15 protein-coding genes are annotated in these 15,535 nt (G+C 62.5%); 1 reads left to right on the top strand and 14 read right to left on the bottom strand.

From position 1 onward, the window contains the following. Nucleotides 1-173: 173 nt before the first annotated feature. The 14 genes from EN808_RS05240 to rpoZ form a co-directional block, all read right to left on the bottom strand. The gene (locus EN808_RS05240; protein WP_135915318.1) at nt 174-2,921 is read right to left on the bottom strand and encodes a DUF2339 domain-containing protein; all 2,748 of its coding nucleotides are present in this window, start codon (nt 2,919-2,921) and stop codon (nt 174-176) included. Between the two features lie 82 nt (nt 2,922-3,003). Further along, entirely contained in the window at nt 3,004-3,522 is a 519-nt protein-coding gene (locus EN808_RS05235; protein ID WP_127871384.1) for a PaaI family thioesterase, read from the bottom strand. Next, nucleotides 3,519-4,295: a DNA repair protein RecO gene (gene recO, locus EN808_RS05230; protein WP_127871383.1), complete on the bottom strand. Its 777-nt coding sequence runs from the start codon at nt 4,293-4,295 to the stop codon at nt 3,519-3,521. The genes EN808_RS05235 and recO overlap by 4 nt, the downstream gene beginning before the upstream one ends. 134 nt (nt 4,296-4,429) lie before the next feature. After that, nucleotides 4,430-5,593 carry a porin gene (locus EN808_RS05225; protein WP_135915317.1) on the bottom strand — a complete coding sequence of 388 codons (1,164 nt, stop codon included), beginning with the start codon at nt 5,591-5,593 and terminating at the stop codon, nt 4,430-4,432. A gap of 519 nt (nt 5,594-6,112) precedes the next feature. Beyond that, nucleotides 6,113-7,003 (bottom strand): aminoglycoside phosphotransferase family protein, encoded by an 891-nt coding sequence (locus EN808_RS05220; protein ID WP_189524061.1) that lies wholly within the window; start codon nt 7,001-7,003, stop codon nt 6,113-6,115. 41 nt (nt 7,004-7,044) lie between these two features. Continuing rightward, complete coding sequence (gene era / locus EN808_RS05215) at nt 7,045-7,965, bottom strand: GTPase Era (protein WP_127276219.1); 921 nt, start codon at nt 7,963-7,965, stop codon at nt 7,045-7,047. Then, nucleotides 7,962-8,687, bottom strand: coding sequence for a ribonuclease III (rnc, locus tag EN808_RS05210; RefSeq protein ID WP_127276216.1), 726 nt, complete (start codon nt 8,685-8,687; stop codon nt 7,962-7,964). Before rnc ends, era begins: the two co-directional genes overlap by 4 nt. A 4-nt stretch (nt 8,688-8,691) precedes the next feature. Then, on the bottom strand, nt 8,692-9,441 hold the full coding sequence (lepB, locus tag EN808_RS05205; RefSeq protein ID WP_027144187.1) for a signal peptidase I: 750 nt from the start codon (nt 9,439-9,441) through the stop codon (nt 8,692-8,694). Between the two features lie 78 nt (nt 9,442-9,519). Beyond that, entirely contained in the window at nt 9,520-9,933 is a 414-nt protein-coding gene (acpS, locus tag EN808_RS05200; RefSeq protein WP_135915315.1) for a holo-ACP synthase, read from the bottom strand. Next, nucleotides 9,930-10,529 carry a DUF2062 domain-containing protein gene (locus EN808_RS05195; RefSeq protein ID WP_127276212.1) on the bottom strand — a complete coding sequence of 200 codons (600 nt, stop codon included), beginning with the start codon at nt 10,527-10,529 and terminating at the stop codon, nt 9,930-9,932. The genes acpS and EN808_RS05195 overlap by 4 nt, the downstream gene beginning before the upstream one ends. Before the next feature lie 263 nt (nt 10,530-10,792). Beyond that, complete coding sequence (locus EN808_RS05190; RefSeq protein ID WP_167531192.1) at nt 10,793-11,173, bottom strand: VOC family protein; 381 nt, start codon at nt 11,171-11,173, stop codon at nt 10,793-10,795. A gap of 13 nt (nt 11,174-11,186) precedes the next feature. Further along, nucleotides 11,187-11,765, bottom strand: coding sequence for an orotate phosphoribosyltransferase (gene pyrE / locus EN808_RS05185; protein ID WP_127276208.1), 579 nt, complete (start codon nt 11,763-11,765; stop codon nt 11,187-11,189). 25 nt (nt 11,766-11,790) lie between these two features. Next, nucleotides 11,791-14,019, bottom strand: a complete 2,229-nt coding sequence (locus EN808_RS05180; protein ID WP_127276205.1) for a bifunctional (p)ppGpp synthetase/guanosine-3',5'-bis(diphosphate) 3'-pyrophosphohydrolase — start codon at nt 14,017-14,019, stop codon at nt 11,791-11,793. Between the two features lie 212 nt (nt 14,020-14,231). Then, the gene (gene rpoZ / locus EN808_RS05175) at nt 14,232-14,633 is read right to left on the bottom strand and encodes a DNA-directed RNA polymerase subunit omega (protein WP_127276203.1); all 402 of its coding nucleotides are present in this window, start codon (nt 14,631-14,633) and stop codon (nt 14,232-14,234) included. A gap of 319 nt (nt 14,634-14,952) precedes the next feature. Between rpoZ and EN808_RS05170 the strand changes: the two genes are divergently transcribed. Continuing rightward, nucleotides 14,953-15,534 (top strand): NYN domain-containing protein, encoded by a 582-nt coding sequence (locus tag EN808_RS05170; protein WP_127276201.1) that lies wholly within the window; start codon nt 14,953-14,955, stop codon nt 15,532-15,534. Nucleotide 15,535 lies beyond the last annotated feature (1 nt).

The following is a 15,535-nucleotide window of genomic DNA, read 5'->3' as shown; positions in this document are numbered from 1 at the left end:
GACCGCTGGTTCTGAGGTCGCCCTTGTTGCTTCCGATTGAACGCGCCTTCCCGGCACGGCGCAAGCGGCCAGCGCGAAGCGGTCCGCCGCTCCGGTCACCCAAGCAACGAGATAACGCTGGCTGCTGCCGGTTTATTCCCGACCGGCAAGAAAACCCAATGATTCGCAGGCGATTATCCTTTTTCCTTCGCCGCCCGCGTCAAAAGCCGCTGATAGAACAGGCCGATGCCGATCAGCACCGCGCCCAGGCCAATGAAGGACAGCGCCCTGAGCACGCCTTCCAGTTCGGACATGTCGAAGAGAAAGACCTTCAGCACGGCAACCGCGATCAGCCCGGCCGAAGCAATGCGCAGCACCTGCGATTTCAGCCAGACGCCAGCCGTGAGCAGCGCCACGCCGATCACCAGCCAGAGTGCCGAATAGGTATAGGTCTCCAACTGGCCAAGGCCGCTCCACAAGCCAATGAACTCGCCCTTGAACAGGCGCCTCACCGAGAGCGTGGCATAGGCGAAGGCAAGCAGCGCCGCCACCAGCGCCAGCATGGCCGAATACCATTTCGGCCGTTTACCCCTGCTATAGAGCGCCAGGCCGCCAGCGGCGACGGCCGGCAGGAGATAGGCCAGGAACAAAAGATTGAAAACCGGGATCCGACCGGTCGATTCGTCGGTGAACAACGGATTGAGCACCAGGAAATGCTGGATGACGACGAAGGCGACTGAGACCACGCCCACCGCCATCGAACCATAGCGCAGCACCGAGCTTGGCGAGCGCCGGTCGATGGCGATCAGGATGGCACCAGCGCCGATGGCGATCAGCGTGTAGATCGCCTGTTCGGCAAGCGTCGGCGCATCGCTGTTGATGACGCCGCCATGCATGGCGTGGCGCACCAGCATGGCGAGCGTGAGCAGCGTAAACAGCGCCGCCGCGGCCTCCATGGCGAGGCTCGGTCGGCCATTGGTGGTGTGGGCGAGTTGCCAGGCCGCGAAGCCGAAGGCGAGCGCCGGCACGCCATAGCCCGGAAGCAACCAGTTGAAGACCGGTGTCGTTGACAAGAACCCGGCGCCGACAATCGTCGGGTCGAAGGCGACGCGGCCAAGCACCGCGATGACGGCGGCAACTGAAATCCAGCCGAGCACAGGATAAGAGCGCCGGCGCGTGGCGAGCGCCGGCATGATCGCCGCGGCGCCGAGCAGGATGGTGGTCCAGCCGGAACCAAAAGCCATATGCAGCATCAGGAGGCCGGCGACTGCTGCGCCGCCCAGGGCAAAGGACACTGCGGCACCGCCCTCGAGCGGTGGTTCCTCGGCCCGCGCGATCCACTCGCCGCCGGCGGCGAGGATCACGACCAGCAGGGCCGCGACCGCAGCGTATGCAAAATCACGGTCGAGATTGCCGAAGGTGAGCCAGAGCGCCAGCAGGATGACCAGAGGCGCGATGACGCCCCATACTGCCCAAGAGGCCGCTCGGATCCGTGCCAAGGCGGCAAAGCGGCGCGCGGCCCACAAGCCGGCGGCAAGGAAGACAAGGCCGAGGCCAATACCGATACGCAGCGTCAAGGCATTTCCGGCCGCCACCGGCAAGCCGTCAAAGCCCAGATTGCCCTGGGACAAATCGGAGCCAATGGTGGCGGGCGGAATGATGCCTAGATGGATCATCACCGTCACCAGCCCGGCTGCGTGCAGCAGCGGCACCGCGCGCGGCCGGAAGAATGCGGTGGCGACAAGGGCGACGAGAACCAAGGCGCCTGGCAAGGCATAGCCTGCCGCGACAAATGTCGCGTCGACCGACAGGCCGAGCGCCGAAAACGCGATGAAAGCCCCCGGCACGATCGATGGCCAGTCGAAGCCGCTTTCCGCTTCGCTGCCCCGACCGCTCAGCCAGACAAGAGCCAGCACGGCCAGCGTGACGGCGTCGATGAACAGGATGGCGGAGAGGTCCGCGCCCGGCGCGTCGGTCATGTAGAGGATGGTCCAGATGCCGGTGCCGAAAAAGGCGGCCGCCATCAGCGCTTGCCAGTCGCGCATGCGGGCGATGACGCCGGTGGCCGCGAGTACGATGGCGAGATAGCCGAACAATGCCCAGGGATTGGGCGCCTGCGAAGCGATCAGCACCGGGGTCACCATAGCGCCGACAAGACCGATGCCAGCCAGCGCCTGGCCATGGACGAGCGCGGCGGCGATGGTCGCAATACCGATCGCACCGAGCAGCGTGAAGGCAAGAGCCGGTCCGATGAAGCCGTAAACGCCATGGGCGGCATAGACGGTGCCGAACAGGATGAAGGCACCGGCCGCCGTCAGAATCGCCGGAATATAGGCGCCGGCAACACCTTGCACCGGCACCTTGAAGCCGGTGCGGCGAATGAACTCGCCGCCGGCGACCAGCACCAACCCGAGCACGGCCGCCATGGTGAGCCGCACGCCGGGTCCGAAAATGCCGGCCTCGATGGTGTAGCGGATCAGGAACAAGCCGCCGAGAGCAAGCGCGATGCCGCCGACCCAGACCGCCCAACGCGTGCCGAGCGCGGTTTCGACATCGGACTGCCGGGCGGCCTGGGCGGCCTGGGCGGCCGCGGCCGGCACGACCTCCGGCGTTTCCGGTGCTGCCTCGGGCGCGCTCCAGGGACCGGGCACACTCTCGCCGGCCGGGATTTCCACCTCCATGGCCTGTACCATCGCGGGTGCCGGATCGCTGATTGCTGCCGGGGCGATGTCGGCCGCGGGCGCGGCCACCGATGACGTGTGCGCCTTGCCCTCGGCCGCCTCCTGGTCCGACATCCTGACCACGGGCGGCACGACGCCCGAAAGCACGAGACTGCGCAGCGCGCCAAGCTCGCGCTCGATCAGACCGATCCGGCTCTGCTGGCGCGAAATGATGACGAACAAGGCGATGATGGCGACAAGGCCGATCAGGCTTTCAAACATGGCGGTTCCCCCAAACCAGGCCAGTTTTCACTGACATTTCGTCTCACTGACATTCAAATGCGGCGGCCAAACGGCTGAAAACTCAACGTGCCGCCAGATTGGCGGCCGGAAATATCGAACATGTCTCGGTACCGAAAGCCAGCAGCTTGCCGCCGGCGTCCTTCAGCGTCGCCTCGGAAACGGCAAGCGTGCGGCCCTTGTGAACCACCTTGCCTTCACAAACCACCTCGCCGGTCCTGGGCGTGATCGGCCGCGTCAGGTTCACCTTGAACTCGGCCGTCGTGTAGGCCTCACCCTTTTCGAGCAGCGTCTGAACGGCGCAGCCCAACGCCGAATCGAGCAGCGTCGCCGCCCAACCGCCATGCACGCTGCCCAGCGGGTTGAGATGGCGTTCGCTCGGCACGCCGCGAAATACGGCGCGGCCTTCCGACACTTCGGTCAAGGCGAAGCTGAGCTGGAAGGAGATCGGCGGTGCCGGATATTTGCCGTCGATGATTCGCTGAAGCAATTCCAGGCCGGTGTATTTCAGGATGTCGGCATGAGGAATGGTGCCGAGGCCGAGTGGCGAGACCCGGCCCGGATAGAGTTCGACTTCGCTCATCTGATGATTTCCCCGGCCGCGTTCTCTCCGGCGATGGGCTTGTGCGTCGCGTGGTGCTTGCGCAGCGCTGCAAGAAAGCCGGCGCGCGCGTCAGGCTGATCGATGCCGCGCGGCTCGTAAACATGGCGGGTGAAGAAGAAACCGGTCAAGCGGAAGGCGTCCGCGATCGCCGCATGGTTCGCGCGCATGCCGGAGCCGCGCTGCAGAAATGCAGGCAGCACCAGCATCTTGTCGTGCCACGGCGCGCCGGCTTCACGCGACACCGCGCGTCCCGACTTCGGCGAGACATAGGCAAGATCCTGCCTTGTACCGGTGGCGGCGCATTGGCTGAGATCGAGGCCGAAGCCGAGTTCATCAAGGATCAGAAGTTCGAAACGCGCCACCAGCTCGCCGGCGGCATCGGCATCGTCCAGGTGGACGATCATCACCGAAAGCGCCTCGTAGAGGCCGCCATGGGCGTCACGCTCGGGCAGCAGGCGCAGATGCGCCGCCATGGTCTGAAGGCCGTAGACGGCGATGGCACTGTCCATCAGCCGGGCGGCATTCATTTCGATCGCTTCGGCCTGGAAGGTGCCCAGATGCTCGTCGAGGCGCGCGCGCCACAAGAGATCGACGCGATTGCCGGGCTGGAGAACGGGCTGCTGCTTGCGCGAGCGGCCGCCGCGCACGAGGCCGAGATGGCGGCCATGCGCACGCGTCATCACCTCGAGAATGGCGCTGGTTTCGCCATGCTTGCGGGTGCCGAGAATGATTCCCTCGTCGCGCCATTCCATGCCCGAGCTTTTCACCCGTTGGATGGCGAAATCAAGATGAGGCGCTGGTGCTCAGACGGCTGGCTCCGGGACAGCGCGCAAAAAACCGCCCACAGCGATACGCTGCGGGCGGTCTGGTAAGGTCAGTCGATCCGTTAGAACGAGCGCTGGAAGCGGAGAATGCCGCCGACGCTGCTCTTCTTGTTGGCCTTGGTCCAGTTGTTGAAGTCGACGTCGTCGAATTTTCCTGCATTGAGGTAATCGACTTCAGCCGTGACCGTAAAGCCGGGCACAACGGTATAGGCAACGTTCGCGGCGATGCCGAGATTCTTCCAGTCGTCATAGGAGATCTGGGCGTTGAACGAGGTCTTGTCGTTGAACTTGTAGGTGCCGCCACCCCAGATTGCCCAGTTGCCGCCCCACTGTTTGTAGAAGCCGCGACCGTGTGCATCGATGGCGTTGTTCGCATCGTCGGTGAGATTGTCGTCGGTGCCGTAGCCAGCCATGATGAACAGCGACAATTCGTTGGTTGCCTTGACGTCGAGGCGAACCTTGCCAGCGACTTCTTCGTAGTTGCTGTCATAGGCCACGACGCCGGTGATCGCACCCCAGTCGCCCTTGTACTTCAAGCCGCCGACGACATGCGGAACATAGCTGTCGATGGTGCCCACGACGCCGGCGCCTTCTTCGAGGGAGACCATGCCCGAGAAACCGTTGCCTGCGTCGAAGTAGTATTGGACGACGTTGCTCTCCTGCCCGCCGTAGGGCACCAGCGTATCCTGGATGACGTTGCCGGCATAGCCGATGAACGTGTCGAAAGCCGTATCGTCCTTACCGACGCGCAGACCACCGAGTTGGATCCAGGCGAAACGCAGCGAGAGCGACTTGTTACGGCTCGTCCAATCGGTGCTGGCCGAATCTTCATAGTCGCCCGAGGAGTTGCCGTAGTTGAAGCGGGTCTCGGTGTAGGTCTTCAGGGTACCGAGCTCGGTTTCCTGACCGGTCCAGGTCTTCAGCGTGAAGCGGGTGTTCTTGTAGTAGGTCGAGTGATCGTCGTTGGCGTTCTGATGGTCCTGGACATGGTTGACGCCATCGAACGAGCCGGAATCGCCGACGCCGATATCATAGCGGACATAGCCGCCGATGCGCAGGCAGGTCTCGGTGCCCGGGATATAGAAGTAACCGGCGCCGTAGACGTCACAGATCTTGACGTATTCGGCCGGTTCCGGTTCGGCGACGACGACCGCGTCCGCGGCGCGCGCGCCGGACACCGCGATCAGTGCCGCGGCTGAGCCGAGAAGGAGGCTCTTGATGTTCATTTCTGACCTCTCCAGTCAAGTTAATAAGATGGCTTCTGAATTGTGGCTGGCGGATATGTTGTCCCGCTTCACCCGACAATGAAAAAGGGCTCGCACCGCGTCCCCTTTTCGCGGCGAACATACCCACCAATCTTCCGCCTTCAATGACAATTCCACAAATATGCCGGATTCAGACCACAGATTAAATCTGTGTTGCACAAATAACACTAACCCACCATGACCAATTTTCAAATCGGCACAAATGGTACATTGTCATTTTTATGTAATAATTGGGTATTTTTTTGATTTATTCATCTGATGCTGTAATTTATTCTACTATTTTCATGTAATTAAAAATTACTTCTAACAAAACCATTGAATAACTTATTTTTCGACGTCAGATCCCTGAATCAAATCTGACCAATCCCTCGGGCTCCGCCGACGTCAGAAGGGCCATGTGAAGTTGCCCGCCGCAGTGACTTTTTTTTAATCCATCGGAAACTCAACGCCGTCCGATGTCGGCGCGTCACGCGCTTCCCCTCACGCCTGACACTCGCGATTGATCAGCACCGCATCGATCACCCGCCAAGATTCTTCGATCTCGGCCCGGGCGACGTCTATGTGGCCGGCGGCGATGATCAGCGCCTTCCACAGCGCCCAGCCACGCCCGCGCGCCCAGGTCGCCTCATCTGCCGCGAGGCAGGCGCGAAAAGTGTCCCGGCTCTCGCCTTCGAAAAGCGTCCAGGCAATTGCCAGATCGCAGGAGGGATCACCGACACCGCAGGTGCCAAAATCGATCACCGCGCCTAGCCTGCCCTTTTCGACCAGGAGGTTGCCCCGGCTGACGTCGCCATGGAACCACACGGAAGGACCTTCCCAGGCCGCGGCAAGGGCTATCTCCCAGACGGCGGTGGCGGCGCCGGTATCGATGCGGTTGCCGAGCGCCGAGATCGCTTGCCTTGTCTCGCCGTCATAGACGGTCAGCGGTCCGCCGCGAAAGAAATTGTGCTGCCCAGGCGCTGGCCCATCGGTCGCGTCCGCGTATCTCAACGCAACCAGGAACCGAGCCAGGTCCGCCGCGAATTCCGACAGATCCGCGATACGTTCCCGTTTCGCGGTCTCGCCCTCGATCCAGCCATAAACGGACCAGTGCCAGGGATAGCCCTCGGCCGGAACGCCCATCGCCAGCGGTACGGGGATGGACAGTGGTAACTGCGGCGCCAACCTCGGCAGCCAGCGATGTTCCTTTTCCACTTGCAGGGAATAAGCGGCGGCGCTCGGCAACCGCACGGTCATCTCGTCGCCGAGATGAAAGGTCCTGTTGTCCCAGCCGCCAAAATCAACCGGCCTGACCGCAAGATTCTTCCAATGCGGGAATTGCGCGGCAATCAGCCGGCGCACCAAGGCGACATCGATCGTGACCTCAAGCATGATCTTTCCCGAAAACAGACCCTTTTGTTCGGGATCATGCCCTAATGAGGAAACTCCAACCCCATCTCGCGATAGCGCTCGGGATCATCGCCCCAGTTCTCGCGCACCTTTACGAACAGGAACAGGTGCACCTTCTGCTCCAATATGCCTGATATTTCCATCCGCGCGGCCTGCCCGATGGCGCGGATGGTCTCGCCCTTGTGGCCGAGCACGATCTTCTTCTGGCTGTCGCGCTCGACAAAGATGGTCTGGTCGATACGCACCGAGCCGTCTTTCTTCTCTTCCCATTTCTCGGTCTCGATGTGCGAGGAATAGGGCAGTTCCTGATGCAGCCTGAGATAGAGCTTTTCGCGGGTGATCTCGGCCGCGAGTTGGCGCATCGGCAGGTCGGAAATCTGGTCTTCCGGATAGTACCACGGGCCGGCCGGCAGCGCCTGGGCCAGATAGTCGAGCAGGTCCTTGCAGCCGGAGCCGGTCAACGCCGAGACCATGAAGGTGCGCTGGAACGGCACTTTCTCGTTCGCTGCCGCTGAGAGGGCCAGAAGCGCCTCCGGCTTGACGCGGTCGACCTTGTTGAGGATCAGCGCCATCGGCTGGCGCACGTCCTTCAGCCGTTCGAGGATGGCATCGGCGTCGCCCCTGATGCCGCGTTCCGCATCGATCAGCAGCAACACGATATCGGCGTCCTTGGCGCCGCCCCAGGCGGTGGTCACCATTGCCGTATCCAGCCGCCGCTTGGGCTTGAAGATGCCCGGTGTGTCGACAAAGACGATCTGCGCGTTGTCGTGCGTGGCGATACCGCGCACGATGGCGCGTGTCGTCTGCACCTTATGGGTGACGATCGAGACCTTGGCGCCGACAAGTTGGTTGACCAGCGTCGACTTGCCGGCATTGGGCGCGCCGATCAGCGCGACGAAGCCGGAATGCGTGACAGGAGCGGCTGCAGTGTCTTCGGCGGTCATGCCGCACTCCCTTCATGAACCCAGACGCCCTCGCGAACCAGAAGGGCGGTGGCGGCGGCCTGTTCGGCCTCGCGCTTGGAGCGGCCGCTGCCGGTTGCCGGCTGAAACGCGCCGACCTTGACGCTGACGGTAAACAGCGGATCGTGATCGGGGCCTTCCCGGCCGTCGACCTGATAGGCGGGAACAGCACCCGCCGCCTGATGCGCCCATTCCTGCAATTCGGTCTTGGCGTCGCGGCGTGCCGCGCCCGAGGCCTGCGAACGCGGCTGCCAGTATTTGTGAATGAACACGCGGGCCGCTTCCAGACCACCGTCGAGATAGAGCACGGCGATCAATGATTCCAACGCATCGGCGCGCAGGTTGACGCGCTTGCGTCCCTCGAGCCCGCGCACGTCCGATCCGGCGTGGATCAGGTCCGGCAACCCGATATGCTCGGCGATATCAGACAGCGCCTCGGCATTGACCAACGCATTGAGCCGCAGCGACAACTCCCCTTCCGCGGCATCGGGAAAGGCAGCCAACAGCATATCGGCGACTACAAGGCCAAGAACCCGGTCGCCGAGAAATTCGAACCGTTCATAATCGGCGCCCGCATTGGCACCGCGCGCACTGGCATGGGTAAGCGCACGCTGCAGGCGCTGGCGGTCGGCGAAGGCATGGCCCGTGCGTTCCGCAAGCGCTTCGGCGAGCGCATCGGCGGTCAACCGTTTTGGCGCCGCCATGGCCCTAGTTGACGAAATGGAACAGGCGCGAAGCGCGCATCAGCGACGGCCATTTCCAGATTTCGAGCGGGCTTGCCTTGCCGGCGATCGAGAAGAAGACAAGGTTGGCGCGGCCGACCAGGTTCTCGGCCGGAACATAACCGACGGTGAAGCGGCTGTCGGCGGAATTGTCCCTGTTGTCGCCCATCATGAAATAGTGCCCCGGCGGCACGTCGAATTCGCGGGTGTTGTCGCCGATCGAGTTCGGCGACAGGTCCAGCGTGTCGTAGCTGACGCCATCGGGCAGCGTCTCGCGATAGACGTCGATGGGATAATCCTTTTCCGTGATGTCGGGATTGTCGATCTGGCCGGTCTTGACGCGCGGCACGCCGACGCCGTTGATGAACACTTGGCCATCCTTCATCTGGATCTTGTCGCCGGGCAGGCCAATGACGCGCTTGATGTAGTCGACGGACGGATCCGGCGGGAACTTGAATACCACCACGTCGCCACGCTTGGGCTCTGAGCCCCAGATGCGGCCCGAGAAAATGTCCGGCCCAAAAGGCAGCGAATAGCGTGAATAACCGTAGGACCACTTGGTGACGAACAGATAGTCGCCTTCCAGAAGCGTCGGCCGCATCGAGCCCGACGGGATCGAGAACGGCTGGAACAGCAGCGTGCGAATGACCAGGGCGAGCAAAAGCGCCTGGACGATGACGCTGACGGTTTCGCCAAGCCCGCCGGATTTCTTCTGGGATTTTTCAGCCACGCTCATGTCGTCCTCGATTGTGCGTTGGATGGTATAGAGTCTCGGCGCGCGCTGGGCAACGTCAATGCCGGTCGTCAGATGCAATCAATGTGGCGCTTCTTCGACGGGCACCGCCTCGATGATCACAAAGGCTTGAGCGAGCGGAAAATCATCCGTGATGGTGAGGTGGATGGCAGCCTGATGGCCTTGGGGCAGCATCTTTTCCAGCCGCGCCAGCGCCCCGCCGGTGAGCGCGATGGTCGGCGCACCGCTGGGCAGGTTGACGACCCCCATGTCACGCCAGAAGACCCCTTGTGCCAGACCGGTGCCCAGTGCCTTGGCGCAAGCCTCCTTGGCGGCAAAGCGCTTGGCGTAGGAAGCCGCGCGAGCGCGCCGGTTCTCCGAACGCGCCTGCTCCACCTCGGTGTAGATCCTCTGGATGAAGCGCTGGCCGTGGCGCTCAAGCGACTTCTCGATGCGTCTGATGTCGATCAGGTCGCTGCCGATGCCGATGATCATTGGGCAGCGGAACCGACGCTTCCGCCGGGATGATGCGAATGCTCACGGCGTCTCGCGCGCTCAGCCAGCCGCTTGCGCCTCTGTTCGCGGAAGACATTCATGCCCCAGCGCGTGATGCCGTAGAACACCAGGCCGAACACCAGCCCGAGCGGCACCGCCCCGATCAGCATCGGCTCCAGGACGGGATGCCATAGTTTGGCGAACGAAAGCGTGTGCATCATCTCGCCCAGATGCGCCGGCGGGCCATGCGCCGGCAGGCGATCGTGCAGGATGAGCTTGCCGGTTTCCCAGGATGCGCCCCACAAGAGCGGAAAGGTCAGCGGATTGCCGAAGAAAACAGCTCCGAGAGCAGCTGCCACCAGATTGCCGGCGATCACCCAACACAGAACGGCGGCAATGATGAAGTGGAAACCGACGGGGAAGAACGAAGCAAAGACACCTGCGGCGACGCCCGCCGCCACCGCGTGCGGGGTGGCCTTCAGCCGCAGAATGCGCTTGGAGAAATATTGAAGCGAGCGCGAAAACGAACGGCGCGGCCACAAATAGGTGCGCACCCGCTCGAAAAGGCCATCAGGCTTGCGGCGACGAAAAAGCACTGTCTTCCTATTCCCGACAATTCACAGCCTACACGCCGGCTGTTCCAGCCGGGCTTCGACCACCATATCTTGCGCTTTACGGTCGCCAGAAGGCAATCGCGACTTTGATATAGCCATCCGCAACCCCGACAACAACCGGAGGCCGTCCGCGCGGTGGCCGCACCGCCAGATTTTGGTAAGGTCCGTCTCCTCCAACATCGGACAATCGCGGCGAATTTGAGAAGCGGTTTTCGGCTAATTGTCGCAGCCAAATGATCGATACGCTACCGCAGATACTGGCTGACTTCGACCAGGTTGCCATCCGGGTCGCGGAAATAGACCGACATCATCGGGCCCCGCGCGCCGAGGCGTTCCACCGGCCCGAGCTCCACCGTCACGAGATTGGCTTCGAGACCGGCAAGGAATTCATCGAGCGGCCGCTCGGTGATCAGGCAGAAGTCCCCGGATCCTGGCGTCGGCGACTGGGCTTTCGGCTCGAAGGTGCGGCTGACCTCGTGGACATTGATCTTCTGGTTGCCGAAGGCAAGTGCTGTCGGCCGGCCCGGCGTATCGACGCGTTCGAAGCCCAGCACGCGTTGATAAAAGGCGCAGGTTGCGTCGAGCGACGCCACCGTCAGCACGAAATGATCGATGCCAACGATCAATGCGACCTCCTCCTCAGATGTTGCGGCTGCCGGGCTTGATGGCCGGGATGGCGGCAAGCTCCGGCGGCAACCTGTCCGGCGGATAGGCTGGAACCTCGTATTCGGCAAGCGCAATCAGCGGCACGCCGACATGGGTCTTGCCGGCCGAACGATCGATGATGCAGGCAGCCGCGACCACCTCTGCGCCGAGTTGGCGCAAGCAATCGATGGTTTCGCGGATCGACAATCCGGTGGTGACGATGTCCTCGACGATGACGACGCGGGCGCCTTGGTCAATCTCGAAGCGCCGCAGGCGAAACTCGCCCCCTTCCCGCTCCACCCAGATCGCCGGCACGCCAAGGTGGCGCGAGGTTTCGTAAGCCGGGATCAGCCCGCCGATCGCCGGCCCGACGACATAGTCGATCTTGCCCGGCACCGCGGCGCGGATCTTCTCGGCCAGCGCCTTGCACAGCCGCTCGGTCTTGTCGGCATGCATGAACACCCGTGCCTTCTGCAGGAAGACCGGACTGCGCAGACCCGACGTCAGGATGAAATGACCCTCCAGAACAGCGCCAGCCTCGCGGAATATGCCCAGCACTTCGTCGGTATTCATCTCGTCCCCCATGGATCGGCTATCGCTAGCCATTGACGCGCCGCGCATCGCTGACGCTCGAATTGTCCTTGAGCTGCGAGAGCAGCCGGTTGAGATGCTTGAGGTCCCAGACTTCGAGATCGATCAGCATTTCGGTGAAATCGGGCGCGGTGCGCACCATCGACAGCGTATGGATGTTGGCGTCGTTTGAGGCAACGACCTGGGCGATGTCGGCGAGCGAGCCCGGCGCGTTGATGGCGGTGACCGAGACGCGCGCGGGAAACCGTTCCTTGGTGCGTTCGTCGATGTCCCAACGCACGTCGATCCAGCGCTCCGGCTGGTCGTCGAAAGCCTGCAGCGCCGGCGACTGGATCGGGTAGATGGTGATGCCGGTGCCCGGCTGGACGATGCCGACGATACGGTCGCCAGGGACCGCGCCTTCCGGCGCGAAGCGCACCGGCAGGTCGCCGCGCACGCCGCGGATCGGCACGGCGCCGGCGCCTGGCTGGTCCTTGTCCTTGCGCGCGGCCCGGCCAGGTATCTGGAACAGCATGCCGGCGGCGTTGCGGATCTTCGACCAGCCCTCCTCGCGCTGCTTGGGAGCCGCAGGGGTGACGCGCTCGTCCTTGTAGTCAGGGAAGACCGCCTTCATGACATCGGTGGAAGCCAGTTCTCCGCGACCGACGGACGCCAGCACATCCTCGATGTCCTTGCGAGCCAACCGGTGCAGGACGGGCTTCAGGCTTTCCTTGGTGAAGGTCTTGCCGGCTCGTTCGAAGGCACGCTCAAGGATACGCGCGCCGAGACCCGAATACTGCTTGCGGATGGCATTCTTGGTGGCGCGGCGGATGGCGGCGCGCGCCTTGCCGGTGACGACGACCGATTCCCACGCGGCTGGCGGCACCTGCGCCTTGGAGCGGATGATCTCGACCTCGTCGCCATTCTTCAGTTCCGTCATCAGCGGCATGATGCGGCCATTGACCTTGGCGCCGACGCAGGTGTCGCCGACATCGGTGTGGACGGCATAGGCGAAATCGATCGGCGTGGCGCCGCGCGGCAAGGCAATCAGCATGCCCTTCGGCGTGAAGCAGAACACCTGGTCCTGGAACAGCTCCAGCTTGGTGTTTTCGAGAAAATCTTCCGGATTGTCGCCTTCGGCCAGTTGCTCGATGGTGCGCCGCAGCCAGGCATAGGCATTGGTCTCCTTCGAGATCGCATGGCCGGCGCCGTTCGTCTTGCCACCGGTGTCCTTATAGATGGAATGAGCGGCGACGCCGTATTCGGCGATCTTGTTCATCTCGCGGGTGCGGATTTGCAGTTCGACGCGCTGGCGCGAAGGGCCGACGATGGTGGTGTGGATCGAACGGTAGTCGTTCTGCTTCGGCGTCGAGATGTAGTCCTTGAAACGGCCGGGTACCATCGACCAGGTGGTGTGGATGGCGCCCAGCGCGCGATAGCAGTCCTCGACGGTGTCGACGACGACGCGGAAGCCGAAAATGTCGGACAGTTGCTCGAAGGACAGAGCCTTGGCCTCCATCTTGCGGAACACCGACCACGGCTTCTTCTGCCGGCTCTTCACGCCGGCGTTGATGGCATGCTTCTCAAACAGTGCCGACAGCGCCTTTTCAATGTCGGTCAGTACGCCCTTGTTGCGCTCGAAGATCTCGGCGAGGCGGGCGGTGACGGCACGGTAGGCTTCCGGATTGATGAAGCGGAAGGCGATCTCTTCCAACTCCTCGCGCATGCCTTGCATGCCCATGCGCCCGGCCAGCGGCGCGTAGATGTCCATCGTCTCCTCGGCAATGCGCAGGCGCTTGGCCTCGGGCATGTGATCAAGGGTGCGCATGTTGTGCAAACGGTCGGCGAGCTTGACCAGCAGCACGCGCACATCTTCCGAGATCGCCAGCAGAAGCTTGCGCAGGTTCTCCGCCTGCTCGGCCTTCTTGGAGACGAGATCGAGCTTCTTAAGCTTGGTCAGGCCCTCGACCAGCTTGCCCATTTCGGGGCCGAACAGATCGTCGATCTCGGCTCGCGTCGCCGTTGTGTCCTCGATGGTGTCGTGCAGCAGGGCGACGGCGATGGTCGCCTCGTCCATGTGCATCTCGGTGAGGATGGCCGCGACCTCGAGCGGGTGCGAGAAATAGGGATCGCCGGAAGCGCGCTTCTGGTGGCCATGCTTCTGCATGGCGTAGACATAGGCCTTGTTGAGCAACGCCTCGTTGACGTCAGGCTTGTAGCGCTGGACGCGCTCGACAAGCTCATACTGACGCATCATGGGCTAAATCTCTCGGCGATGAAATGAATCATGCGCCGCACTGTCGTACGGCGCATGTCCGGTACCAACTGTCGCAAATACCAGATTCATACATTATGCCAAGTGCGGCCAAAACTGCATCTGGTATTTGCGACAGTTGGTACTCGATAGCCACGAAAACTGCCGGGACGGAAGGGCCGGAAGATTGTTCCAGGCGCTTCCGGAGAGCTGTCTCAGTAGTCGTCGCTCTTTTCCGGCGGGACCAGACCTTCGATGCCGGCCAGCAGGTCTTCCTCGGTCATGCGATCGAAGGTGACGTTGTCCTCGGCGTCGTCGGTGTCGGCGGCGGCGACGGCACCGCCAGTCTGGTCGGCGATCACTTCGCCATCGGCTTCGGGCTCGTCGACCTCGACATGCTTCTGCAGCGAATGGATCAGATCTTCCTTGAGATCGTCGGGCGACAGCGTCTCGTCGGCAATCTCGCGCAGCGCAATGACCGGGTTTTTGTCGTTGTCGCGCGGGACGGTGATCTGCGCGCCCTGGCTGATCTGACGGGCGCGGTGGCCGGCCAGAAGCACCAGCTCGAAGCGGTTGTCGACCTTGTCGATGCAATCTTCAACGGTTACGCGGGCCATGGATTGCCCCTTTCATGCCTGGATGTGACGGAAAACAGGCGCGGTCCATAACCCGAACGGCGCCAAAATACAAGCATCATGGCGATGCAGGCCCACGGGGCACTCAATCCCTCCATCAAACTCCGGATTTGGCAAAACCGGCCGCGTCCACGGTTCGGTTCTACGATCACAATTGCTTGCAGTGCGCCAGACGCCCTTGGATTGCCACCAAACTGGCGTTATCTCGGTTGGTCCAAGGTCGGCCGGTTTTTATGAGCCTGACCAATAGTCGATACCGCATTTCGTTTAGACGGCGCTTATTTCGAAAAGGATTATTTCCATGTTCGACCCTCGTGAAAAAATCGCCCTGTTCATCGACGGCGCCAATCTCTACGCCACCTCGCGCGCACTCGGGTTCGACATCGACTATCGCAAGCTTTTGGCGAGCTTCCACAAGCGTGGTTACCTGTTGCGCGCCTATTATTATACCGCGCTGGTGGAGGACCAGGAGTATTCCTCGATCCGGCCGCTGATCGACTGGCTCGACTATAACGGCTTCAAGGTGGTGACCAAGCCGGCCAAGGAATTCACCGACTCGACCGGCCGCCGCAAGATCAAGGGCAACATGGACATCGAGCTCACTGTCGATGCGCTGGAACTCGCCGACGTCGTCGACCACTATGTCATATTCTCCGGAGATGGCGATTTCCGCACGCTGGTCGAGGCGCTGCAACGGCGTGGCCGCAAGGTGTCGATCGTCTCGACCATGGCCTCGCAGCCGCCGATGATCTCGGATGACCTGCGCCGCCAGGCCGACCATTTCATCGACCTGGCGACGCTGAAGAACGAAGTCGGCCGCGATCCCTCCGAGCGGCCCGTAAGGCGGCCCGAACCGGCCGAAGTCGAGGAGGACGACTACTGAG

This window comes from Mesorhizobium sp. M8A.F.Ca.ET.165.01.1.1 (assembly GCF_004792065.1).
Lineage (GTDB): Bacteria > Pseudomonadota > Alphaproteobacteria > Rhizobiales > Rhizobiaceae > Mesorhizobium.
The sequence above is the reverse complement of the archived record's forward strand: the minus strand, read 5'-3'. Positions and strand labels throughout refer to the sequence as shown.

Coding starts and splice junctions, on each gene's coding strand:
- rpoZ (WP_127276203.1), bottom strand. CDS start 14,633: ATGGCCCGCGTAACCGTTGAAGATTGCATCGACAAGGTCGACAACCGC.
- pyrE (WP_127276208.1), bottom strand. CDS start 11,765: ATGAATACCGACGAAGTGCTGGGCATATTCCGCGAGGCTGGCGCTGTT.
- recO (WP_127871383.1), bottom strand. CDS start 4,295: ATGGAATGGCGCGACGAGGGAATCATTCTCGGCACCCGCAAGCATGGC.
- lepB (WP_027144187.1), bottom strand. CDS start 9,441: ATGAGCGTGGCTGAAAAATCCCAGAAGAAATCCGGCGGGCTTGGCGAA.
- rnc (WP_127276216.1), bottom strand. CDS start 8,687: ATGGCGGCGCCAAAACGGTTGACCGCCGATGCGCTCGCCGAAGCGCTT.
- era (WP_127276219.1), bottom strand. CDS start 7,965: ATGACCGCCGAAGACACTGCAGCCGCTCCTGTCACGCATTCCGGCTTC.
- acpS (WP_135915315.1), bottom strand. CDS start 9,933: ATGATCATCGGCATCGGCAGCGACCTGATCGACATCAGACGCATCGAG.
- EN808_RS05220 (WP_189524061.1), bottom strand. CDS start 7,003: ATGCTTGAGGTCACGATCGATGTCGCCTTGGTGCGCCGGCTGATTGCC.
- EN808_RS05235 (WP_127871384.1), bottom strand. CDS start 3,522: ATGAGCGAAGTCGAACTCTATCCGGGCCGGGTCTCGCCACTCGGCCTC.
- EN808_RS05180 (WP_127276205.1), bottom strand. CDS start 14,019: ATGATGCGTCAGTATGAGCTTGTCGAGCGCGTCCAGCGCTACAAGCCT.
- EN808_RS05170 (WP_127276201.1), top strand. CDS start 14,953: ATGTTCGACCCTCGTGAAAAAATCGCCCTGTTCATCGACGGCGCCAAT.
- EN808_RS05240 (WP_135915318.1), bottom strand. CDS start 2,921: ATGTTTGAAAGCCTGATCGGCCTTGTCGCCATCATCGCCTTGTTCGTC.
- EN808_RS05225 (WP_135915317.1), bottom strand. CDS start 5,593: ATGAACATCAAGAGCCTCCTTCTCGGCTCAGCCGCGGCACTGATCGCG.